Annotated in this window: 23 protein-coding genes; 20 read left to right on the top strand and 3 right to left on the bottom strand. The window is 70.0% G+C overall.

What is annotated here, in order from left to right; all coding sequences use genetic code 11:
• Window positions 1-23: 23 nt before the first annotated feature.
• Window positions 24-689: a response regulator transcription factor gene (locus QN245_RS21025; protein WP_010342764.1), complete on the bottom strand. Its 666-nt coding sequence runs from the start codon at window positions 687-689 to the stop codon at window positions 24-26.
• A 139-nt stretch (window positions 690-828) separates the two neighbouring features.
• Window positions 829-2,772 carry an acetate--CoA ligase gene (gene acs / locus QN245_RS21020; protein WP_317844155.1) on the bottom strand — a complete coding sequence of 648 codons (1,944 nt, stop codon included), beginning with the start codon at window positions 2,770-2,772 and terminating at the stop codon, window positions 829-831.
• 215 nt (window positions 2,773-2,987) lie between these two features.
• On the opposite strand from acs, the gene QN245_RS21015 reads away from it, so the two are divergent.
• The 11 genes from QN245_RS21015 (at window position 2,988) to QN245_RS20965 (ending at window position 14,360) form a co-directional block, all read left to right on the top strand.
• Window positions 2,988-4,400 carry a DcaP family trimeric outer membrane transporter gene (locus QN245_RS21015; protein ID WP_317844154.1) on the top strand — a complete coding sequence of 471 codons (1,413 nt, stop codon included), beginning with the start codon at window positions 2,988-2,990 and terminating at the stop codon, window positions 4,398-4,400.
• A gap of 32 nt (window positions 4,401-4,432) precedes the next feature.
• Window positions 4,433-4,750 carry a DUF485 domain-containing protein gene (locus QN245_RS21010; protein ID WP_160969548.1) on the top strand — a complete coding sequence of 106 codons (318 nt, stop codon included), beginning with the start codon at window positions 4,433-4,435 and terminating at the stop codon, window positions 4,748-4,750.
• Entirely contained in the window at window positions 4,747-6,477 is a 1,731-nt protein-coding gene (locus QN245_RS21005; RefSeq protein ID WP_184448904.1) for a cation acetate symporter, read from the top strand. Before QN245_RS21010 ends, QN245_RS21005 begins: the two co-directional genes overlap by 4 nt.
• Window positions 6,478-6,659: 182 nt before the next feature.
• The gene (locus QN245_RS21000) at window positions 6,660-7,157 is read left to right on the top strand and encodes a M35 family metallo-endopeptidase (RefSeq protein WP_317844153.1); all 498 of its coding nucleotides are present in this window, start codon (window positions 6,660-6,662) and stop codon (window positions 7,155-7,157) included.
• Window positions 7,158-7,280: 123 nt separating this feature from the next.
• A complete protein-coding gene (gene yjjG, locus QN245_RS20995; RefSeq protein WP_317844152.1) occupies window positions 7,281-7,964 on the top strand; it encodes a pyrimidine 5'-nucleotidase in 684 nt (227 codons plus the stop codon).
• A gap of 214 nt (window positions 7,965-8,178) precedes the next feature.
• Entirely contained in the window at window positions 8,179-9,615 is a 1,437-nt protein-coding gene (locus tag QN245_RS20990; RefSeq protein ID WP_317844151.1) for a coniferyl aldehyde dehydrogenase, read from the top strand.
• A gap of 523 nt (window positions 9,616-10,138) precedes the next feature.
• The gene (locus tag QN245_RS20985) at window positions 10,139-11,242 is read left to right on the top strand and encodes a glycerophosphodiester phosphodiesterase family protein (RefSeq protein WP_317844150.1); all 1,104 of its coding nucleotides are present in this window, start codon (window positions 10,139-10,141) and stop codon (window positions 11,240-11,242) included.
• Between the two features lie 99 nt (window positions 11,243-11,341).
• A complete protein-coding gene (locus QN245_RS20980) occupies window positions 11,342-12,226 on the top strand; it encodes a peptidylprolyl isomerase (protein WP_317844149.1) in 885 nt (294 codons plus the stop codon).
• Between the two features lie 11 nt (window positions 12,227-12,237).
• Entirely contained in the window at window positions 12,238-13,077 is an 840-nt protein-coding gene (locus QN245_RS20975) for a hypothetical protein (protein ID WP_317844148.1), read from the top strand.
• A gap of 78 nt (window positions 13,078-13,155) precedes the next feature.
• Entirely contained in the window at window positions 13,156-13,932 is a 777-nt protein-coding gene (gene xth, locus QN245_RS20970) for an exodeoxyribonuclease III (protein ID WP_317844147.1), read from the top strand.
• Window positions 13,929-14,360, top strand: a complete 432-nt coding sequence (locus QN245_RS20965) for a GFA family protein (RefSeq protein ID WP_317844146.1) — start codon at window positions 13,929-13,931, stop codon at window positions 14,358-14,360. The genes xth and QN245_RS20965 overlap by 4 nt, the downstream gene beginning before the upstream one ends.
• A 64-nt stretch (window positions 14,361-14,424) precedes the next feature.
• On the opposite strand, the gene QN245_RS20960 is transcribed toward QN245_RS20965, so the two are convergent.
• Entirely contained in the window at window positions 14,425-14,676 is a 252-nt protein-coding gene (locus QN245_RS20960; protein ID WP_017908994.1) for a GlsB/YeaQ/YmgE family stress response membrane protein, read from the bottom strand.
• Window positions 14,677-14,805: 129 nt separating this feature from the next.
• On the opposite strand from QN245_RS20960, the gene QN245_RS20955 reads away from it, so the two are divergent.
• The 9 genes from QN245_RS20955 to QN245_RS20915 all read left to right on the top strand — a co-directional run bounded on the left by QN245_RS20955 (window position 14,806) and on the right by QN245_RS20915 (window position 21,230).
• Complete coding sequence (locus QN245_RS20955) at window positions 14,806-15,447, top strand: 4'-phosphopantetheinyl transferase family protein (RefSeq protein WP_317844145.1); 642 nt, start codon at window positions 14,806-14,808, stop codon at window positions 15,445-15,447.
• 46 nt (window positions 15,448-15,493) lie between these two features.
• The gene (gene rsmG / locus QN245_RS20950; protein ID WP_184646748.1) at window positions 15,494-16,135 is read left to right on the top strand and encodes a 16S rRNA (guanine(527)-N(7))-methyltransferase RsmG; all 642 of its coding nucleotides are present in this window, start codon (window positions 15,494-15,496) and stop codon (window positions 16,133-16,135) included.
• An 89-nt stretch (window positions 16,136-16,224) separates the two neighbouring features.
• Entirely contained in the window at window positions 16,225-17,022 is a 798-nt protein-coding gene (locus QN245_RS20945) for a ParA family protein (protein WP_160969525.1), read from the top strand.
• The gene (locus QN245_RS20940) at window positions 17,022-17,942 is read left to right on the top strand and encodes a ParB/RepB/Spo0J family partition protein (RefSeq protein WP_160969523.1); all 921 of its coding nucleotides are present in this window, start codon (window positions 17,022-17,024) and stop codon (window positions 17,940-17,942) included. Before QN245_RS20945 ends, QN245_RS20940 begins: the two co-directional genes overlap by 1 nt.
• Window positions 17,943-17,978: 36 nt before the next feature.
• Window positions 17,979-18,287 carry a helix-hairpin-helix domain-containing protein gene (locus tag QN245_RS20935; protein ID WP_017908743.1) on the top strand — a complete coding sequence of 103 codons (309 nt, stop codon included), beginning with the start codon at window positions 17,979-17,981 and terminating at the stop codon, window positions 18,285-18,287.
• A 40-nt stretch (window positions 18,288-18,327) separates the two neighbouring features.
• Window positions 18,328-19,053, top strand: coding sequence for a suppressor of fused domain protein (locus QN245_RS20930; RefSeq protein ID WP_160969521.1), 726 nt, complete (start codon window positions 18,328-18,330; stop codon window positions 19,051-19,053).
• A 59-nt stretch (window positions 19,054-19,112) separates the two neighbouring features.
• Window positions 19,113-20,078: an NAD-dependent epimerase/dehydratase family protein gene (locus QN245_RS20925; protein WP_317844144.1), complete on the top strand. Its 966-nt coding sequence runs from the start codon at window positions 19,113-19,115 to the stop codon at window positions 20,076-20,078.
• Window positions 20,079-20,164: 86 nt separating this feature from the next.
• Window positions 20,165-20,887 carry a glycosyltransferase family 2 protein gene (locus QN245_RS20920; RefSeq protein ID WP_010342743.1) on the top strand — a complete coding sequence of 241 codons (723 nt, stop codon included), beginning with the start codon at window positions 20,165-20,167 and terminating at the stop codon, window positions 20,885-20,887.
• A gap of 1 nt (window position 20,888) precedes the next feature.
• Window positions 20,889-21,230, top strand: coding sequence for a lipid-A-disaccharide synthase N-terminal domain-containing protein (locus tag QN245_RS20915; protein ID WP_048491144.1), 342 nt, complete (start codon window positions 20,889-20,891; stop codon window positions 21,228-21,230).
• The last annotated feature ends 34 nt before the right edge of the window (window positions 21,231-21,264 follow it).

Here is a 21,264-nt window from a genome sequence, read left to right as displayed (position 1 = left end):
GCGTGCGCGCTCCCGGCGGCGGCTCAGTCCTCTTCCGGCGGCAGCACGATGGCGTCGCTGTCGATGGCCAGCTTGCCGGCCAGCAGCACCGCCTGGGTGCGGTTGGTGACGCCGAGCTTGCGCAGGATTGCGGTGACGTGGGCCTTGATGGTGGCCTCGGACACGCCCAGGTCGTAGGCGATCTGCTTGTTGAGGCTGCCGGCGCCGAGCATCTGTAGCACCCGGAACTGCTGCGGGGTCAGTTCGCGCAAGCGCTGCCCGACCTCGCGCTCGGCGCGGTCGGTGGGCGGCACGTTGTGCGCCTCCGGCGGCGCCCAGTGTTCGCCGTCCAGCACCGTACCCAGGGCCAGGCCGATGGTGTCCGAGTCGGCCGACTTGGGAATGAAGCCGAACGCGCCGTGGTCCAGCGCGCGCCGCATCACCGTCGGCTCCTCGCGTGCGGACACCACCACCACCGGCAACTGCGGATGCAGCGCGCGCATGTGCACCAGCGCGCTGAAGCCCTGCGCGCCAGGCATGTTGAGATCCATCAGCAGCAGATCGGCATCGGCGTGGCGATCGGCCAGCGCGTACAGCGCCTCCACGCTGTCGGCCTCGTACAGCTGCACCCCAGGCATCACCCGCTGCACCGCCCCACGCAGCGCCTCGCGGAACAGGGGATGGTCGTCGGCGATCAGCAGGGTGGGCATGGGGCGGGGATTCAGGATTTGGGATTGGGGATTCGTAGAGCAACAGCAACAGCGGAGCGTGACGTCGTCAGGAGATTGGACACGGACAGGGGACCGCTTTGGCGAATCCCCAATCCCGACTCCCGAATCCCGGCGCGCCTCAGCGCGTCAACCGCTCGTTCACCAACGAATCCACCACCGACGGATCGGCCAAGGTCGAGGTGTCGCCGAGTTGGTCGGGGGCGTTCTCGGCGATCTTGCGCAGGATGCGGCGCATGATCTTGCCCGAGCGGGTCTTGGGCAGGCCCGGCGCCCACTGCAGGTGGTCGGGGGCGGCGATCGGGCCGATCTCCTTGCGTACCCAGGCCACCAGTTCCTTGTGCAGGGCCTCGCTCGGCTGCTCGTCGGCGACCAGGGTCACGTAGGCGTAGATGCCCTGGCCCTTGATGTCGTGCGGGAAGCCGACCACCGCCGCTTCCGCCACCTTGGGATGGGAGACCAGCGCGCTCTCCACCTCGGCGGTGCCGATACGGTGGCCGGAGACATTGATGACGTCGTCGACGCGGCCGGTGATCCAGTAGTAGCCGTCTTCGTCGCGGCGGCAGCCGTCGCCGGTGAAGTAGCTGCCTGGGTAGGTGCGGAAATAGGTGTCGATGAAGCGCTGGTGGTCGCCGTAGACGGTGCGCATCTGCCCCGGCCAGGAATCGCGCAGCACCAGGTTGCCCTCGGTGGCGCCTTCCAGGATCTCGCCGTCGGCGCTGACCAGCGCCGGCTGCACGCCGAAGAACGGCAGCGTCGCCGAGCCGGGCTTGAGGTCGATGGCACCGGCCAGCGGGGTGATCAGGATGCCGCCGGTCTCGGTCTGCCACCAGGTGTCCACGATCGGGCAGCGGCCGTCGCCGACCACGTCGTAGTACCAGCGCCAGGCCTCGGGATTGATCGGCTCGCCGACGCTGCCGAGCAGGCGCAGGCTCGTGCGCGCCGTCTTCTTCACCGGCGCCTCGCCTTCGCGCATCAGCGCGCGGATCGCGGTCGGGGCGGTGTAGAAGATCGTCACCTGGTGCTTGTCGATGACTTCCCAGAAGCGCGACACGCTCGGGTAGTTGGGCACGCCTTCGAACATCAGCGCGGTGGTGCCGTTGGCCAGCGGCCCGTAGACGATGTAGCTGTGGCCGGTGACCCAGCCGACGTCGGCGGTGCACCAGTAGATGTCGTCCTCGCGCAGGTCGAACACGGTCTCGTGGGTGTAGGCCGCATACAGCAGGTAACCGGCGGTGGTGTGCAGCACGCCCTTGGGCTTGCCGGTGGAGCCGGAGGTGTAGAGGATGAACAGCGGATCCTCGGCGTTCATGCGTTCCGGCTCGCACTCGGCCGGCTGTGTGTCGACCACGTCGTGGAACCAGCGGTCGCGCGGGGCCTGCATGTCCACCGCGCCGCCGGTGTGGCGCACCACCAGCACGGTTTCCACGCTGGTGGTGCCGGGCAGCTTCAGCGCCGCGTCCACGTTCGCCTTCAGCGGGATCTTCTTGCCGCCGCGCAGGCCTTCGTCGGCGGTGATGATCAGCTTGCTGCCGCAGTCGATCACGCGGTCGGCGATCGAGTTGGGCGCGAAGCCACCGAACACCACCGAGTGGATCGCGCCGATGCGTGCGCAGGCCAGCATCGCCACCGCCGCGTCCGGGATCATCGGCAGGTAGATGGTGACGCGGTCGCCCTTCTGTACGCCGAGCGCGCGCAGCGCGTTGCCGAGCCGGCACACGCGCTCGTACAGCTCGCGATAGGTGACGCGGTAGGACGGCGCATCCGGGCTGTCCGGCTCGAACAGCAGCGCGGTCTTGTCGCCGCGGGTGGCCAGTTGCCGGTCCAGGCAGTTGACGCTGGCGTTGAGTTCGCCGTCGTCGAACCAGCGGATATGGAAGTCGTCCAGGGCGAAGCTGACGTCCTTGATCCGGGTCGGCTTCTTGAACCAGTCCAGGCGCTCGGCCACCTTGCCCCAGAACGCCTCCGGCTGTTCCACCGATGCCTTGTACTGGGTCTGGTACTGGGTCTTGTCGACCCGCGCCCGGGCGGCGAACTGCGGATCGACGGGATAGAGATCGGCCATGGTTCCCTCTGCAATGAACGGGGCGCCGCATGCGGCGGCGCGTCAATGCGAAGTGTGCCGCATCCGGCGTTAAGCGCACACGCGCCGGGCCTTAGACGATGGTCGTAACTCAGCCGACGTTCGACTAATGGCCAATAGGCGCGGCCAGCGCGGTCGCGCACGCTGCGGTTCGGCCGCGCCTGTGTGCGCGGCGATCCATTATTCGGGAGGGAGTAATGAGCAACCGCATCGCATCCTTGGCGCGTCGCCCGTTGGCGGCCGCGCTGTTGGTGGCCCTGGTCGCGCCTGGCGCGGCCTTCGCCCAAGGCAAACCCTCGGCGCGCGAACAGGCGCTGGAGACCCGCGTGGCCGAGTTGGAGCGGCAGGTGCAACAACTGCTGTCCGCGCAGCAACAGCAGCAGGGGCAGATCGCGCAGACCCAGACCGAGGTCGCCGCGGTCCGCTCGACCCAGGCCGCGCCGCCGCCGGCACCCCCGACACCGCCGGCCGGCAAGGCGCCGATCCAGGTCACCACGATCACCCCGGGGGCCACGCCCGGCACCACCTTCAAGGTCGGTGGCTTCATCAAGGCCGACTTCCTGGCCACCCGCACCGGCGACGGCCAGCTCGCCGACGACGCCACCGGCCGCGCGCTGTACCTGCCCGGGCAGACTCCGGTGGGCGGCGCCAAGTCCGGCACCGACTACAACGCCCACGCCAAGTTCTCGCGGATCAACTTCGGCGTGGACAGCGTCACCGAAGGCGGCAACAAGGCCGGCGCGCTGGTGGAGCTGGACTTCTTCGGCAATTCCCTGGGCACCCAGACCGCCACCAACACCTACGGCGCCACCCTGCGCCATGCCTACATGTACTGGAACCACTGGCTGGCCGGCCAGACCTGGTCCAACTTCATGGATCCGGCGGCGCTGCCGGAAGCGGCCGACTTCATCGGCCCCACCGATGGCGTGGTGTTCGTGCGCCAGGCGCAGGTGCGCTACACCAACGGCGGCTTCAGCATCGCCCTGGAGAACCCGGAAACCACCCTGTACACGCGCAGCGTGGCCGGCGTGGTCAGTACCGCCAGTTCCGACCGCGGCGCGCTGCCGGACCTGACCGTGCGCTACGGCTGGAAGGGCGACTGGGGCAGCTTCGGCGTCGCCGGCGTGGTCGGCCAGCAGAAGGTCGACAACCGCGCCACCGGTGCCGACGCCAGCAAGGCCTCCGGCGGCCTGACCCTGGGCGGCAAGTGGGTGGCCAGCGACAGCGACAGCCTGTTCTACCAGCTCACCGGCGGCGAAGGCATCGGCCGCTACATCGGCCTGGGCATCGCCCAGAACGCGGTGTACGACGCCGCCGACCGCGACCTGGACACGGTCGGGGTGGTCGCCGGCTATGTCGGCTGGCGCCACGCGTTCTCGCCCAAGCTGCGCACCAACCTGATCTATGCGCGCAGCGACTACGACAACGACACCGCGCGCACCGGCCTGGGCGTGACCAAGAGCGTGCAGAGCATCCGCGGCAACGTCTTCTACTCGCCGCTGCCCAAGGTCGATATCGGCGCCGAGCTGATGTACGGCAAGCGCGAGATCGAAAGCGGCGCCAAGGGCGACATCACCCGCCTGCAGTTCACCACCAAATACAGCTTCTGATCCGCGCCGCGGCCACTTTCCGGAGTCACCACATGACCCTCTCCAACGACGCGCTGATCGCCAAGATCGACGCCAATCCGAAGTATCACGCGCTCAAGCGCCAGCGCAACGCACTGGGCTGGACGCTGACCATCCTGATGTTGCTGGCCTACTTCGGCTTCATCGGCCTGATCGCCTTCGACAAGGCGTTCCTGGCCCAGCCGATGGGCAGCGGCGTCACCACCATCGGCATTCCGATCGCGATCGGGGTGATGGTCTTCACCATCGCCATCACCGCGATCTACGTGCGTCGCGCCAACACCGTGTACGACCAGCTGACCGCCGACATCCTCGAGGACGCCCGCCAATGAGCAAGCACCTGCGCTTCCTTCTGCTGCTGCTGGCCGCGCTGCTGCCGGCCGGCGCGGCCCTGGCCGCGGGCGGCGATGTCGGCCAGACCGACAAGCAGCCGACCAACTGGGTGGCGATCGGAATGTTCGCCTTCTTCGTCGCCGGCACGCTGTGGATCACCAAATGGGCGGCGAAGAAGACCCGCTCGGCATCCGACTTCTACACCGCCGGCGGCGGCATCACCGGCTTCCAGAACGGCCTGGCGATCGCCGGCGACTACATGTCGGCGGCCTCGTTCCTGGGCATCACCGCGGCGGTGATGACCAACGGCTACGACGGCCTGATCTACGCCATCGGCTTTTTGGTCGGCTGGCCGATCCTGACCTTCCTGATGGCCGAGCGCCTGCGCAACCTCGGCAAGTACACCTTCGCCGACGTGGCCGGCTACCGTTTCGCGCCGACCGCGATCCGCAGCTTCGCCGCCTCCGGCACGCTGGTGGTGGTGCTGTTCTACCTGATCGCGCAGATGGTCGGCGCCGGCGCGCTGATCAAGCTGCTGTTCGGCCTGGACTACTGGGTGGCGGTGAGCCTGGTCGGCGTGCTGATGATGGTCTACGTGCTGTTCGGCGGCATGACCGCCACCACCTGGGTGCAGATCATCAAGGCGGTGCTGCTGCTGACCGGCGTGACCTTCATGGCCGTGGCGATCATGTGGCACTTCAACTTCAGCTTCGAGGCGCTGTTCGCCGAGGGCGTGCGGGTGAAGACCGCAGTGGCGGCCAACGGCGGCGCCTCGCCGGAAGAGGCGGCCAGTGCCGGCCTGTCGATCATGGGCCCGGGCGGCTTCGTCAAGGATCCGATCTCGGCGATCTCCTTCGGCATGGCGCTGATGTTCGGCACCGCCGGCCTGCCGCACATCCTGATGCGCTTCTTCACCGTCCCCGACGCCAAGCAGGCGCGCAAGTCGGTGCTGTGGGCCACCACCTGGATCGGCTACTTCTACATCCTGATCTTCATCATCGGCTTCGGCGCCATCGCCCTGGTGCTGACCAACCCGCAGTTCGCCGACGTCGCCACCGGCACCATCCACGGCGGCAAGGGCGCGGCCAACATGGCGGCGGTGCTGGTCGGCAACGCGGTGGGCGGCAACGTGTTCATGGGCTTCATCTCCGCGGTGGCCTTCGCCACCATCCTGGCGGTGGTCGCCGGCCTGACCCTGTCCGGCGCCTCGGCGGTGTCCCACGACCTGTACGCCACGGTGATCAAGAAGGGCAATCCGGCCCCGGGCTCGGAGCTGAAGGTGTCGCGCGTCACCACCATCGCGCTGGGCATCATCGCGGTGCTGCTGGGCATCGTGTTCGAGAAGCAGAACGTGGCCTTCATGGTGTCGCTGGCCTTCGCCATCGCCGCCTCGGCCAACTTCCCGGTGCTGATCCTGTCCTTGCTGTGGAAGGACTGCACCACCCGCGGCGCGGTGATCGGCGGCTTCCTGGGCCTGATCTCCTCGCTGGTGCTGACGGTGCTGTCGCCGTCGGTGTGGGTGGACACGCTGGGCAACCCGACCGGCTCGGCGCCGTTCCCGTACACCTCGCCGGCGTTGTTCTCGGTGACGATCGGCTTCGTCGGCATCTGGCTGTTCTCGGTGCTGGACCGCAGCGCGCAGGCCGGCAAGGAACGCGCCGCGTTCAAGGCGCAGCAGATCCGCGCCGAGACCGGGCTGGGCGCCTCGCGGGGGTCGGGTCACTGAGCCATCGACACGGCGGTCATCGACAGGACGCCGGCCTCGTGCCGGCGTTCTGCGTTGGAGCGATCGTGACTTTTTGGCATCAGCATCTGCGCCTGCCGATCTGAGGCGCTGACCGAGTGCCGGCTCGTGCTGGTCGCCGCACGCTTGCGTCACGGCCATGTGGCCGATGACGAGGCAGAACGATGACACGCCCATTGAATCCGCAGGAATTCAAGGTCGCCGACAAAGCGCTGGCAAACGCCGTGGCCCTCTGCAACCACGTCCTCGGGCTGTCCGATCAGGCGCTCGCCGGCCTGGTCGGCAAGCACTTCGACAGCCGCGGCACCCCCGCGCATCTGGACGGCTACCGTCGAGACTACCGACAGATCGTCGAGGCGTTGCAGCGGCTGGACCGCAAGGCTGCGTTCGAGTTCGACGAGCACGAGGCCGAGGACACGATCGCGTACGTGTGGCCGAACAATCCGCAGCGGATCTACCTGTGCGCGGCGTACTTCACCCTGGATGCGGTGGAGCAGGCGGGGACCCTGGTTCACGAGGCGTCGCATTGGGCGGTGGTGCGGGGCACCGACGACCATGCCTATGGCGAGCGGCAGGTCCGGGCGCTGTCCTATACGCTCAAGCGCAACACCGCCGATGCCTACGAGTTGCTGGTCGAGGACCTGGCACGGACGGGCGGATGACGGCGCCAGGCGGCAGCGCGGTACTGAGTTGCCGCACACGACGCCGGCCCGAGGGCCGGCGTCGTCGTCTGCACGGCGAGGCGGCGCTACCATGAGCGCCCGCCGCCTTCGTCGTGCCGCCACATGCGCTACCGCTGGATCCTGTTCGACGCCGACGACACCCTGTTCCACTTCGACGCCTTCGCCGGCCTGCAGCGCATGTTCGCCGGCTACGGCGTGCAGTTCGGCGAAGCCGAGTACGCCGCCTATACCGCCTGCAATCGACCGCTGTGGGTGCAGTACCAGAACGGCGCGATCACCGCGCTGCAATTGCAGCAGCGCCGTTTCGCCGATTGGGCGCAGCGCCTGCAGACTGAGCCGGAGACCTTGAACACGGCGTTCCTGGCGGCGATGGCCGAACTGTGCACGCCGCTGGACGGGGCGGTGGCCTTGCTCGACGCCTTGCGCGGCCACGCCCGCCTCGGCCTGGTCACCAACGGCTTCGGCGCACTGCAGAACGCGCGCCTGCAACGCACCGGCCTGCACGATCGCTTCGAGGTCATCGCCATTTCCGAGGTGGTGGGCGTGGCCAAGCCGCACCCAGGGATCTTCGCGCACGCGCTGGCGCAACTGGGCGATCCGCCGCCGGCGCAGGTGCTGATGGTCGGCGACAACCCGCAGGCGGACATCGGCGGCGGCCTGGCCGCGGGCCTGCACACCTGCTGGTTCAATGCGCACGGCGCCGCGGCGCCGGAGGGCATCGTGCCGCACCATGAAGTCGCCTCGCTGGCGCAGTTGCAGGCGTGGTTGCTGGAAGAACCGGCGTAGCCGGAGCACAGCGTCTCGCGTGCCCAGCTCCATCGGGCCGGGACTGAAGTCCCTCCCACAGGTGGCACTTCAGTCCGCGGCGATGCTGGCGCGCCCCTTGTGGGAGGGACTTCAGTCCCGACGCGACCCGCTGTGAAACCTCAGGGTCTCGGTCGTGCCGCTGCCCTGCGACTGACGCGCACGACACCCGCAACCGCCATCGTATAGTGCGCCCATGCCGACCCCCGTTGCCGATGCCGCTTCCGCCGACACGCCGCTGGCCGCCCTGCCAGTCACCCTGCAGCGCCTGCGCGCGGCCTGGCAATCGGCCAAGCCGGAGCGGACGCAGCGCCGCGAGGACCTGCTGCGCTTGCGCGCGGCGCTGAAGCGGCGGCTGCCGGAGATGGCCGATGCCATCGCCGCCGATTTCGGCCACCGTTCGCGCCATGAATCGCTGCTCGCCGACGGCATGACCGTGCTTGGCGAGATCGACCACCTGCTGCGCCACCTCAAGCGCTGGATGCGCCCGCAGCGGGTCGGCGCCGGCTGGCGGCTGTGGCCGGCACGCGCGGAAGTGCGGCCGGTGCCGGTCGGCGTGGTCGGGGTGATCGCGCCCTGGAACTACCCGGTCAACCTGGCGCTGATCCCGCTGGCCACCGCCATCGCCGCCGGCAATCACGTCTACCTGAAACCCTCCGAGCACACCCCGCGCAGCGCGCAGTTCCTGCAGTCGCTGCTGGCCGAGGTGTTCCCGCCGCAGCGCGTGGCGGTGGCGCTGGGCGGTGCCGAAGTGGCGTCGGCGTTCGCCGCGCTGCCGCTGGACCACCTGGTGTTCACCGGCTCCACCGCGGTCGGGCGCAAGGTGATGGCGGCCGCCGCCGCCAACCTGACCCCGCTGACCCTGGAACTGGGCGGCAAGTCGCCGGCCATCGTCTGCGCCGACTACCCACTGGAACAGGCCGCCGCGCGCCTGGCCACCGGCAAGTGGTTCAACGCCGGGCAGACCTGCATCGCCCCGGACTACGTGCTGATCGACGCAGGCCGCGAGGCGGCGCTGGTGCAGGCGCTGCGTGCGCAGGTGCTGGCGCGCTACGGCGATTTCGCCAGCGCCGAGGACTACACCCGCATCGTCAACGAGGGCCAGTACCGGCGCCTGCGCAGCTATCTGGACGATGCCCGTGCGCGCGGCCTGGAGGTCATCGAACTGGCCACGGTGGAACGCGAACGTGCCGAGCGCGAGCGGTTGATCGTGCCCACGCTGGTGCTGCAGCCGGGCGACGACGCGCTGCTGATGCGGGAGGAGATCTTCGGCCCGATCCTGCCGGTGCGCAGCTACCGCTCCCTGGATGCGGCCATCGCCGAGATCAACAGCCGCGACCGGCCGCTGGCGCTGTATCCCTTCAGCCACGACCGCGCGCGGATCGAGACCATCCTGCACGCCACCCTCGCCGGCGGGGTCACCGTCAACGACAGCCTGCTGCATTTCGCCGCCAACGCGCTGCCGTTCGGCGGCATCGGCCCCAGCGGCATGGGCGCCTATCACGGTCGTGCCGGCTTCGACGCCTTCAGCAAGGCGCTGCCGGTCCTGTGGCAGTCGCGCCGCGCCGGCAGCGACCTGCTGAAACCGCCGTATGCGCGGATCGCGCGCATGCTCTCGTTCCTGGTGCGGTGAGCGGGGCGCAGCCGACGTCCAGGTGCGGGTGCAGGGCGGGGCGATAGGGCACGTGCGCGCGGGTTTGGCTTCACCGCGACAGCCTGGCCGGTAACGCCTCGTCACGGCTGAAGCCGCTCCCACAACGTAACCACGTGTCTCGCCATGTCGCGGCAACAGCGGCGATGACTGGAGGCGTGCTTCAGCCGCGACCGGCACGTCCTCGATGCAGCTAGCGCGCTCCCGACGGCAGCGCGCGCACAAGGCGGTGTCCGAACTCCCGCCACCAGGGCCCATCGCGGGACCGAAACTGCACCAAATCGGGGTGCAGTCCACAGTCCCGCACCGGGTCGCACCCTGGAAATAAATAATTCACAGTAAGTTATTAGGTTCTCGCCCGACGCCGCCGCCGATCACGGTGGCTCAGGCTCCTGCGCGAGACGTCCGTGCGGAGCGCAACACACGAGATGCCGCCATGCGTCGACCTGACCGGCGCTCGTCCCCCCCGTGTCTCCCCCTTTCCTTCAGAACCGGACGCAGCCCAATGAAGATCGCATTCGTTCCCTCGCCCCTGGCGCGCGCCTGCCGCGTGCTCGGCGCCCTGGTGACCCTGGCCGTCGTGCCGCAGCTGGCGATGGCCAACTGCAACGACACCGTCGGTACCAAGATGAGCAACATCCTGTTCGGCGACAGCAGCGGCGACAGCGTCGTGCTGGCCCACCGCGGTCTGTGGGGCAAGTATGGCAACTTCCCCGACATGCCGGAAAACTCGCGCGGTTCGCTGCAGCTGGCCAACGACCAGTGCATGGACGGCGTGGAGCTGGACATCAAGATGACCAGCGACGGCGTGCCGGTGGTGCTGCACGACTGGAACCTCGGTCGCACCACCAACGTGTGGACCAGCCGTGCCGGCGAAACCAAGTACGACCCGATGAGCAACCAGGGCTACAACCCGTCGATCACCGTGACCCCGTGGTCGGTGGTCAGCGGCCTGTTCCTGCTGACCCCCGACCGCCGCACCACTACCGGCTACCACGTGCCGCGCGTGGACGAGCTGTTCTCCTACTTCAAGCAGCACGGCCTGAAGACCCCGATCGTGTTCGACATCAAGGACGCCGCCTCGGTGCGTGCGGTGTCGCGTGCGGCCGATGCCGCGTTCTCAGTGGGTGCGTCCAACTTCGTCGCGGCCAAGGTCAATGCCACCCTGTACCCGAGCCGCTCGGCGTTCCGCGCCGACACCACCAGCATGGTCGGCATTCCGGTGTTCACCACCAACATGCTGACCAAGATCAATGTCGACAACGCCATATCGGCCTGGAGCGATACCAAGGAGGCGATGGAGATCAACGTCAAGCAGCTCGGTGGCCTGCTGCAGGGCCAGGCCGACCGCGTGCGCGAGCGTGGCGTGCGCGTCGGCGTGTTCCAGGCGATTCCGGACAGCCCGCTGGCCGGGAAGTTCTACCAGAACAGCGGCGCCTGCTGCTATCAGCTGTCTGACCTCTATTTCTCCTACTCCGGCGGCCGCGACACCGCCGACAACCGTGGCGATCTCAACTTCATCGTCAACCAGGAGGCGTTCAGCCTGATCACCACCGACGACCCGAAGGCGGCGATCGCGTACCTGAAGGCGCGCGGCAAGCACGACTGAGTCCTTGCAGGTCCTGGCGGCCGGCCCCGTGTCGGCCGCCTCGTTGCGGCCGCGACGCTCCGGCGTCGCGTGCCGCCCTCTTCACTCCTGGAGAAGCGCATGTCCCTGTCTTTCGCAACGTCCGCCGTGGCCAGGTCCATCACCCTGGTCACGTGCGCGGTGGCCGCGTTCGCCGTCCTGGCCGCGCCGGCCGCCGAGACCGCCACCGCCGACCCGGTAGTGCTGCGCGTCGGTGCGCAGCAGTTCACCGCCAGCGAATACCGCGCCCTGGCCGGCGACGCCACGCGCGGCGCCGCCGGCATCGACGATGCCTCGGTGGTGCGCCGCTTCGCCGACCGCGCCATCCTGCTCGACCAGGCCCGGCAACAGCATCTGCAGGACGACCCGGTGGTGGCCGCGCGCCTGCGCCGCGCCGCCGATGCGATCCTGGCCGAGGCCGCGCAGGCGCGGCTCAGCGCCGACGCGCACATCGACGAGGCGATGCTGCGCCGGCAGTTCGCCGCGCATCCGGACGACTACACCGAATACCATCTGCGCCACCTGTTCGTCGCCCTGCACCCGCAGGGCGGGCCGCGCAGCGGGCACATCCTGACCGAGGCGCAGGCGTTGCAGCGCGCCGAGGCGCTCAAGCGCCAGCTCGATGGCGGCGCCGACTTCGCCACCCTGGCGATGCACGAGTCCGACGACACCGCCACCGCCGGCGAGGGCGGGCAGCTGTCGCCGACCTTCGGCCGCTATCTGGCCGATGCGTTCGATGCGCCGATCCGCCGGCTGGCGGTGGAGCAGGTCTCCGCGCCGGTGCGCGGACCCGACGGCTATCACCTGATCCGCCTGGATGCGAAGACCGCGGCGCGCTTCGAGGCGGTGCGCGGGCAGATCGACCTGCAGTTGCGCGAGCAGGCCGCGGCCGACGCCATGCAGCGCCTGCGCCAGGCGCAGCCGATGGCGTTCGACCGCGACGCCTACACGGCGGCGGCGCACTGAGCATGGCGGGGATGCGGCGTGCGCTGCTTTGGTTCGGCGGCGCGGTGGTGGTGGGGGTGGCCGCGCTCACGCTCGCGGCGAAACTGATACAGCCGACGGCCGCGCCGGCCGTTGCCGCGAACAAGGCGCAAGCGCCGTCGCCGCCGCGGTCTGCAGCATCGTCGCCGCTGCCGACGTCCGCGACCACGCCGCCCGATGCGGCGCTGGCGGCCGGCACCAGCGAGGCGCAGCGCCTGTCCGCCACCGCGCTGCTGGCGCTGGATTGCCGACAACGCGCGCAAGCGCCGCCGTCCCGTCCGGCATTGCTGCCGGGCGCAGACGCCGAGGACGCCGCGGCCGCTGCGGCGAGACGGGCGGCCGAGCGGCAACGTCTCGCGGCCTGCCGTGGCGTTGCCGGGTTCGATGCCGCGCAGATCGAGGCGATGCTGCGCAGCGCGGCCGCGCGCGGCGATGCCGATGCGCAACGCCAGTTGCTGGCGCAGCGGGTGGCGCAGTTGGTGGCGCGGGCCGGCAGTGTCGACGCGGACGGGCAACGCACCCCGCTGTCGGCCGCCGACGAGCGCGATGCCGAGGACGTGGTGACGCAACTGGAAGATCGCGCGCTGCACGGCGACCGCACGTCGATCGACGCCTTGGCGCAATTGCTGCGTGCGCCCTGGCTGGCGGTGGCCGATCCGCCGTACGCCGCGGCCTGGCAACTGGCCGCGCGGCAGGCGCCGGAGCGACCGTTCCCGCCGCCGGAGCAGGCGCTCGGCGCCGAGGAACTGCTCGACGGCTTGAACGAGGCGCAACGGCAGCAGGCGCTGAACCTGGCGCCGGCGCTGTTCGCGCAGTGCTGCGCGCGGCGCTGAACGGCCTGGTATCCGCGGTTTGGCCGGCGCCGCGGCTGCGGTCAGAATAGCGGCCGGCTTCCCCGTCCCGGATTTCTCTTGAAGATCGCCAGCTGGAACGTCAACTCGCTCAACGTGCGCCTGCCGCACCTGCAACAGTGGCTGGCCGCGTTCGCGCCGGACGTGGTCGGGATCCAGGAGACCAAGCTGGAGGACCACAAGTTTCCCGACACCGCGCTGGCCGAGGCCGGCTACCGCAGCGTGTTCGCCGGGCAGAAGACCTACAACGGCGTGGCGATCCTGTCGCGCCTGCCGATCAGCGACGTGCAGATCGGCGTGCCGGGCCTGGAGGACGAGCAGAAGCGCGCCATCGCCGCCACCGTCGGCGACCTGCGCATCGTCAATCTGTACGTGGTCAACGGCCAGGACGTGGGCACCGACAAGTACGCCTACAAGCTGCGTTGGCTGGAAGCGGTGCACGCCTGGCTGGCCGACGAGCTGCAGCGGCATCCGCGGCTGGTGGTGCTGGGCGACTTCAACATCGCCCCGGACGCGCGCGACGTACACGATCCGCTGGTGTGGAGCGACAACCACATCCTCACTTCCACCGCCGAGCGCGGTGCCCTGCACAAGCTGCTCGCGCTCGGCCTGCACGATGGCTTCCGCCTGCACCACGCCGACGGCGGCATCTTCAGCTGGTGGGATTACCGCCAGGCCGGTTTCCGCCGCGACCTGGGCCTGCGCATCGACCTGACCCTGGTGTCCGAGGCGCTGAAGGCGCGCACCCGCGGCGCCGGCATCGACCGCGAGCCGCGCGGCTGGGACCGCCCCAGCGACCATGCGCCGGCCTGGGTCGAGCTGGAGCCGGCGGCGTGAGCGAGCGCCACGTGCGCCGCTGCATCGACAAGGTCGGCGACACCGCGATCGCGCCGCTGCATCGGCTCAGCTGCCACTGCGGTGCGGTGCAGATCGACCTGGACCTGCCGCACGGCATCGTCGACCCGCGCCGCTGCAACTGCTCGCTGTGCCGGCGCCGTGGTGCCATCGTCGCCTCGGTGCCGCTGGCGGCCCTGCATGTCCGCCAGGGCGAGCAGGCGCTGCGCCTGTACCAGTTCCACACCCACACCGCGCAGCATTACTTCTGCGGCACCTGCGGGATCTACACGCATCATCGGCGCCGCTCCGATCCCAGCCTGTACGGCTACAACGTCGGCTGCCTGGAGGGCGTGGACCCGTATGCGCTGACCATTGCGGTGCCGGTCGAGGACGGCGTACGCCATCCCGCCGACCGCGTTGCGCCGTGAGCGGGGCCGCAAACGCAAAACGCCCGGCGAACCGGGCGTTTGCGCAAGCGGCGAAGGCGCTGCGTCAGCGCGCGCGGCCGCGGGTGAAGAGGTTGACGATCGCCAGCAGGATGATGGCGCCGATCAACGAGTACAGGAACGTCCACAGGGTGATCGCCTGGTTGATGCCGCCGCCGAACAGCCAGCCGGCGATCAGCGCGCCGACGATGCCGACCACGATGTTCAGGATGATGCCCTGCTGTGCGTCACGGCGCATGATGATGCTGGCCAGCCAGCCCACGATGCCGCCGACGATCAACCAGATAATGATGCCCATGCGTCAGACTCCTCGGTTCGGTCCGCACCAGAAGCGGTGGGGTGGGCGCCATTTAAGGAGCGCCGTCGTGAAGCGGCCGTATAACGCCGGCGGCACCGCGCAGTGGCCATTACAGTTTGTGGCGACGGCGTGAGCGAGTCCGCACCCCCGCCTGTCGCCGTTGCCGCCGAAGCACCGGACTGGCGTGTCGGCCCGGTGGCGCTGTGGCTGCGCCCGCATCCGCCGCGCACTTCCGGCGAGGCGCAGGCGCGGCGCCTGTTGGCCGGGGAGCTGGCGGTGCCGGCGGCACAGCTGCCGCTGCGCCGCGACGCCCGCGGCCGGCCCGGGCTGCACGCACCGCTGGCGCACGTGGACACCGGCTGGAGCCACAGCGGCGGCTATCTGCTGGTGGCGGTCGCCACGCACGCGCGGCTGGGCGTGGACATCGAGCGCCAGCGGCCGCGGCCACGCCTGCTGGAACTGGCGCAGCGCTTCTTCCACCCGGAGGAGGTCGCGCTGCTGGCCGCGCTGGCGGCGCCGGAACGCGAGGCGGTTTTCTTCCGCCTGTGGTGCGCCAAGGAGGCGCTGCTCAAGGCGCACGGCCACGGCATCGCCTTCGGCCTGCACCGGCTGCGCTTTGCCGAGGATGCCGCCGGCGCGCTGCGCCTGGTCTGGTGCGACCCGGGGCTGGGCGCGGCCCAGGCCTGGCACCTGTACGAATGGGAGGCCGCACCCGGCTATCGGGCCGCGCTGGCCTGGTGCGCGGAGGTGCCGGTCGAGACCGCGTCCTAGCGCAGCGCGCGTCTCGGGCAGCGGCGCCACCTGCGATAATCCGCCGATGACCGATGCCTCTCTTCCCGATTCCGTCCGTGTCGCGCTCGAGCAGGGCCTGCACGCGCAAGGCCTGGACGCCGCCGCGCTGGCGCCACCGCTGCTGGCCTACCTGGCGCTGCTGACGCGCTGGAACCGCACCTACAACCTGACCGCGATCCGCGACCCGCACGAGATGGTGACCCGCCATCTGCTGGATTCGCTGGCCATGCAGCCGTTCGCCCAGGAGGGCGCGCTGGCCGACCTGGGTACCGGTCCCGGACTGCCCGGGATCCCGCTGGCGATCGCGCGGCCGCAGCTGCGGGTGACCCTGGTGGAGAGCAACGGCAAGAAGGCGCGGTTCCTGCGCGAGGCGGTGCGCCAGCTGCGCCTGGACAACGCGCGGGTGGCCGAGTCGCGCGCCGAGGCGCTGGACGAGCCCGGCGCCTACGACCTGCTGACCGCGCGCGCGCTGGATACGCTGGCCGGCATCGTCGCCGTCGGCGGCCACCTGCTGCGCCCGGGCGGGCGCCTGCTGGCGATGAAGGGCGTACGCCCGGACGAGGAGATCGCCGCGCTGCCACCGGGCTGGGTGGCGCCGACGGTGCACCCGCTGCAGGTCCCCGGCCTGGGCGCCGACCGCCACCTGGTGGTGGTCGAGCGCGGTTGAGCGGCGGCCGCGGCCGGCCCCGATTTCCGCCATGGGGGGCTGTGACCGCATAATGCCCGGTCCCACCCCATCGCCGACGAGGCTCCCGCATGGCCCGCATCATCGCCATCGCCAACCAGAAGGGCGGCGTCGGCAAGACCACCACCGCGGTCAACCTGGCCGCGTCGCTGGCGCGGCAGTCGCAGCGCGTCCTGCTGGTGGACCTGGACTCGCAGGGCAATGCGACGATGGGCAGCGGCATCGACAAGCGCGAGCTGGCTGCCTCCACCTGCGACGTGCTGCTCGGCGAGAGCAGCGCCGAACAGATCCGGGTGACCGCGCCGGAGGGCTTCGACCTGCTGCCGGGCAACATCGATCTCACCGCCGCCGAGATCCAGCTGATGGATCAGCCGGCGCGCGAGCAGCGGCTGAAGACCGCGCTGGCGCCGCTGCGCGAGGCCTACGACTTCATCCTGATCGACTGCCCGCCGGCGCTGTCGCTGCTGACCCTGAACGCGCTGACCGCCGCCGATTCGGTGATCGTGCCGATGCAGTGCGAGTACTACGCGCTGGAAGGGCTGACCGCGCTGCTGGAAACCATCGAGGCGCTGCGCGCCGAGCTGAACCCGGCGCTGGAGATCGAAGGCGTGCTGCGGACCATGTTCGACGTGCGCAACAACCTGGCCAACGCGGTGTCGGCGGAGCTAACCAACCACTTCGGCGACAAGGTGTTCCGCACCATCGTGCCGCGCAACGTGCGCCTGGCCGAGGCGCCCAGCCATGGCCAGAGCATCGTCGGCTACGACCGCACCTCGCGTGGCGGCGTCGCCTACCTGGGACTGGCCGGCGAGATCGTGCGCCGCCGCAACGAACGCAATCGGCCGGTGCCGGCCATGGAGACGTACTGATGAGTGCCAAGCCCCCCGCCCTCGGAGCGAAGAAGCGCGGCCTCGGCCGTGGCCTGGAAGCGCTGCTGGGGCCGAAGGGCGCGGCCGCGCCGGCGCCCACCGCCGAGCTGCAGCCGGGCGAGAGCCTGCGCCGCCTGCCGGTCGGGCAACTGCAGCCGGGCAAGTACCAGCCGCGCCAGGAAATGGACGAGGCCAAGCTGCAGGAGCTGGCCGAGTCGATCAAGGCGCAGGGCGTGATCCAGCCGATCGTCGCCCGCGAACTGGCGCCGGGCAGCTTCGAGATCGTCGCCGGCGAGCGCCGCTGGCGCGCCTCGCAACTGGCCGGCCTCAGCGACGTGCCGGTGGTGGTGCGCGAGCTCGACGACCGCACCGTCATCGCCATGGCGCTGATCGAGAACATCCAGCGCGAGGACCTCAATCCGCTGGAAGAGGCGCAGGCGCTGCAGCGGCTGATCGACGAATTCTCGCTGACCCACGCCGAGGCCGCCGAGGCCGTCGGCCGCTCGCGCGCCTCGGTGTCCAACCTGCTGCGCCTGCTGGAACTGCCGCCGGCGATCCGCGCGCTGCTGGAAGCGCGGCGCCTGGAGATGGGCCATGCGCGTGCCTTGCTGACGCTGTCGCCGGAGCTGGCCAGTCGCCTGGCCTCCGACGCCGCCGACCAGGGCTGGTCGGTGCGCGAGGTCGAGCACCGCGCGCAGCAGTTCGCCGCCGGCAAGGTGCCGAGCAACCGCAAGGCCAAGCCGGCGCGCACCGCGCCGCAGGCCGACATCGCCTCGCTGGAGACCGAGTTGTCCGAGTCGCTGGGGACCAAGGTGTCCATCGCCCACGGCCGCGGCGGCAAGGGCAAGCTGGTGATCCACTACACCGACCTGGACACGCTGGACGGCGTGCTCGAGAAACTGCGTCCGCGGCAGGCCTGAGCGCCGCCGCCCGCGTCCGCCAGGACCGCCTCCGCCATGCATCCCAGTAAGGTCGACCGCCACCATCTGCTGCGCCTGACCGACCTGCCCAACGTCGGGCCGGCCTGCGAGAAGGACCTGCGCCTGATCGGCATCCGCGTGCCCGCGCACCTGCAGGGCCGCGATCCCTACGATATGTACGCGCAGCTGTGCCTGCGCACCGGCGTGGTCCACGACCACTGCGTGATCGACGTGTTCCTGTCGATCGTGCGTTTCATGCAGGGCGAGACGCCGCGCCCGTGGTGGGAATTCAGCAAGGAGCGCAAGGCGGCGCTGGCCAAGGACGCGCCGCTGACCTTGCGCTGAGGCCGCGCGCCGCGGCGCTGGCCAGCAACCGGAGCATTGCATGAGCAACGAGGACACGCAGATCAGCCCGGGCGGTAGCCCGATCCTGCAGCATCGCGAGGAAAAGCCGTTCGCACCGGCGCGCGGCGACTCCTGCATCGAGCAGATCGGCGCGCACATCGAACGCCACCTGGGGCCGGTCGCCGGCGTGCTGCACGAGATCATCTCCGACACCGTGCACCTGGACGTGCACGTGGTGCCGGCGACGGCGGAAGCGCCGTACCTGCGGCTTGTGACCTCGGGCATGAGCGACCTGCCGATGGTCCTGCCCGAGGGCGTGGAGGCGCCGCGCTTCATGGAGCTGATGCTGACCCTGCCGCCCGACTGGCCGATCACCCAGGACGACTTCCAGGACGAGCGCCACTACTGGCCGGTGCGCCTGCTCAAGACCCTGGCGCGACTGCCGCACAAGTACGACACCTGGCTGGGGTTCGGCCACACCGTGCCCAATGGTGACCCGGCCGAGCCGTACGCGCCCGGCGTCGGCTTCGACGGCGCGATCGTGCTGCCGCCGGTGAGCACCCCGGAGGCGTTCGCGGAGCTGGTCATCGATGCCGACAAGACCATCGCGTTCATGACCCTGGTGCCGCTGTATCCGGAGGAAATGGCGCTCAAGCTGAAGAAGGGCGCCGAGGCGCTGCTGGACCGCTTCGACGCCAAGGGCCTGCAGGACGTGATCGACCCCGCCCGGCCCAATGTCGCGCGCAAGCGCTTCGGGCTGTTCTGACCCGCTGCTCCGCCCCCGCGCCCCGCGCACGCCGTTCCAAGCTTTCCAGGATCTCCGCCATGCCCATTCTCGTCACCGGCGCCGCCGGCTTCATCGGCGCCCATACCGTTCGCGCGCTGCGTGCCGCCGGGCAACTGGTGGTAGGCCTGGACAACTACAACGACTACTACGACCCGCAGCTCAAGCACGACCGCGTTGCCGCGCTGTGCGCGAACGCGGACATCCGGACCCTGGACCTGACCGATCGCGACGGCCTGGCCGCGCTGTTCGACGAGGTGCAGCCGACCCGCGTGGTGCACCTGGCCGCGCAGGCCGGAGTGCGCTATTCGCTGCAGAACCCCTACGCCTATGTCGACAGCAATCTGGTCGGCTTCGTCAACATGCTGGAGCTGTGCCGGCACCGTGGCGTGGAGCACCTGGTCTACGCGTCCAGCAGCTCGGTGTACGGCGATTCGGCGACGCCGCCGTTCTCCGAGGACCAGCGCATCGACCAGCCGCGCTCGCTGTACGCGGCGACCAAGGCCGCCAACGAGCTGATGGCGCACACCTATGCGCAGCTGTACGGCCTGCGCGCCACCGGGCTGCGCTTCTTCACCGTGTACGGCCCCTGGGGCCGCCCGGACATGGCGCCGCTGCTGTTCAGCCGCGCGGTGCTGGCCGGGCGCCCGATCGAGGTGTTCAATCACGGTCGCATGCGCCGCGACTTCACCTTCGTCGCCGACATCGTCGCCGGCGTGCTCGGCGCCCTCGAACACCCCTCCACCGAGCCGGCGCCGCACCGCGTGTTCAACCTCGGCAATCACACCCCGGTGGAACTGGAGCGTTTCATCGCGGTGATCGAGGCCGCCGCCGGGCGCAGCGCCCAAAAACAGTACCGACCGATGCAGCCGGGCGACATGATCGAGACGATGGCCGATACTGCACGGGCCCACGCCGCGTTCGGCTTCGATCCGAGCACCCCGATCGAGGTCGGCCTGCCGCAGGTGGTGGCCTGGTGCCGGGAGTACTTCGGCGCCGCCGCCTGACGCTTCATCCGCGGATCATCGGTCCGCGGCACAATGCCTGCCGCTTTTTCCCCCACGCGCGCCCCGCGCCCAGCCCTGCCGAATCCATGAGCCAGCTTTCCCTCTCCGTCGTCGTCCCGGTGTTCAACGAGCGCGACAACGTGCCGCCGCTGGTCGCCGAGATCGTCGCCGCGCTGCGTGGCACGATCGATTTCGAGATCGTCTACGTCGACGATCATTCGCGCGACGACACCCTGGCGGTGCTCGAAGGGCTGAAGGCGTCCACGCCGGAGCTGCGCGTGCTGCACCACGTCAGCCAGAGCGGGCAGAGCACGGCGGTGCGCAACGGCGTCAAGGCCGCACGCGGGCTGTGGATCGCCACCCTCGACGGCGACGGCCAGAACGACCCGGCCGACATTCCCAAGCTGCTGGCCGCACGCCAGGCAGCCGAGCCGCTGGTCAAGCTGTTCGCCGGCTGGCGGGTGTCGCGGCAGGATTCGGGCAGCAAGCGCTGGGCGTCGAAGTGGGCCAATGCGATCCGCGCACGCATGCTGCGCGACGACACCCCTGACACCGGCTGCGGCATCAAGCTGTTCGAGCGCGAGGCGTTCCTGGACCTGCCGTACTTCGACCACATGCACCGCTACCTGCCGGCACTGATGCAGCGCGCCGGCTGGCAGACCCTGAGCGTGCCGGTGAACCATCGCCACCGCACCTCGGGCGTGTCCAAGTACAACAACCTCAACCGCGCCCTGGTCGGCATCCGCGATCTGCGCGGCGTGGCCTGGCTGATCGCTCGCAGCCGCCGCACCGCGGTGCAGGAGCGCTGAGATGGACGCGCATTTCCTCAACGAACCGATCCAGGCGCTGTACTGGACCGGGCTGCACGTCACCGGCTGGAAGCTGATCGGCTACGTCGGCGCGCTGATGTTCGGCGGCCGCTGGCTGGTGCAGTTCGTCGCCTCCAAGCGCGCCGGCAAGCCGGTGATTCCGCGCCTGTTCTGGTACATGAGCGTGGTCGGCAGCCTGATGACGCTGAGCTACTTCATGTTCTCGGCCAAACAGGACTCGGTCGGCGTGCTGCAGAACCTGTTCCCCGCCTTCACCGCGTTCTACAGCCTGTACCTGGACATCAAGCACCGCGGCTGGCGCCGCGACCGCGCCTCGCATTGAGCGCGGCGCGCCGGCGCGGGATCGCAGACGGCGC

Origin of the sequence: Xanthomonas rydalmerensis (assembly GCF_033170385.1) — a bacterium.
In the GTDB taxonomy this organism is placed as follows: domain Bacteria; phylum Pseudomonadota; class Gammaproteobacteria; order Xanthomonadales; family Xanthomonadaceae; genus Xanthomonas_A; species Xanthomonas_A rydalmerensis.
The sequence above is the reverse complement of the archived record's forward strand: the minus strand, read 5'-3'. Positions and strand labels throughout refer to the sequence as shown.

Coding starts and splice junctions, on each gene's coding strand:
- QN245_RS21025 (WP_010342764.1), bottom strand. CDS start 689: ATGCCCACCCTGCTGATCGCCGACGACCATCCCCTGTTCCGCGAGGCG.
- acs (WP_317844155.1), bottom strand. CDS start 2,772: ATGGCCGATCTCTATCCCGTCGATCCGCAGTTCGCCGCCCGGGCGCGG.
- QN245_RS21015 (WP_317844154.1), top strand. CDS start 2,988: ATGAGCAACCGCATCGCATCCTTGGCGCGTCGCCCGTTGGCGGCCGCG.
- QN245_RS21010 (WP_160969548.1), top strand. CDS start 4,433: ATGACCCTCTCCAACGACGCGCTGATCGCCAAGATCGACGCCAATCCG.
- QN245_RS21005 (WP_184448904.1), top strand. CDS start 4,747: ATGAGCAAGCACCTGCGCTTCCTTCTGCTGCTGCTGGCCGCGCTGCTG.
- QN245_RS21000 (WP_317844153.1), top strand. CDS start 6,660: ATGACACGCCCATTGAATCCGCAGGAATTCAAGGTCGCCGACAAAGCG.
- yjjG (WP_317844152.1), top strand. CDS start 7,281: ATGCGCTACCGCTGGATCCTGTTCGACGCCGACGACACCCTGTTCCAC.
- QN245_RS20990 (WP_317844151.1), top strand. CDS start 8,179: ATGCCGACCCCCGTTGCCGATGCCGCTTCCGCCGACACGCCGCTGGCC.
- QN245_RS20985 (WP_317844150.1), top strand. CDS start 10,139: ATGAAGATCGCATTCGTTCCCTCGCCCCTGGCGCGCGCCTGCCGCGTG.
- QN245_RS20980 (WP_317844149.1), top strand. CDS start 11,342: ATGTCCCTGTCTTTCGCAACGTCCGCCGTGGCCAGGTCCATCACCCTG.
- QN245_RS20975 (WP_317844148.1), top strand. CDS start 12,238: ATGCGGCGTGCGCTGCTTTGGTTCGGCGGCGCGGTGGTGGTGGGGGTG.
- QN245_RS20960 (WP_017908994.1), bottom strand. CDS start 14,676: ATGGGCATCATTATCTGGTTGATCGTCGGCGGCATCGTGGGCTGGCTG.
- rsmG (WP_184646748.1), top strand. CDS start 15,494: ATGACCGATGCCTCTCTTCCCGATTCCGTCCGTGTCGCGCTCGAGCAG.
- QN245_RS20945 (WP_160969525.1), top strand. CDS start 16,225: ATGGCCCGCATCATCGCCATCGCCAACCAGAAGGGCGGCGTCGGCAAG.
- QN245_RS20940 (WP_160969523.1), top strand. CDS start 17,022: ATGAGTGCCAAGCCCCCCGCCCTCGGAGCGAAGAAGCGCGGCCTCGGC.
- QN245_RS20935 (WP_017908743.1), top strand. CDS start 17,979: ATGCATCCCAGTAAGGTCGACCGCCACCATCTGCTGCGCCTGACCGAC.
- QN245_RS20930 (WP_160969521.1), top strand. CDS start 18,328: ATGAGCAACGAGGACACGCAGATCAGCCCGGGCGGTAGCCCGATCCTG.
- QN245_RS20925 (WP_317844144.1), top strand. CDS start 19,113: ATGCCCATTCTCGTCACCGGCGCCGCCGGCTTCATCGGCGCCCATACC.
- QN245_RS20920 (WP_010342743.1), top strand. CDS start 20,165: ATGAGCCAGCTTTCCCTCTCCGTCGTCGTCCCGGTGTTCAACGAGCGC.
- QN245_RS20915 (WP_048491144.1), top strand. CDS start 20,889: ATGGACGCGCATTTCCTCAACGAACCGATCCAGGCGCTGTACTGGACC.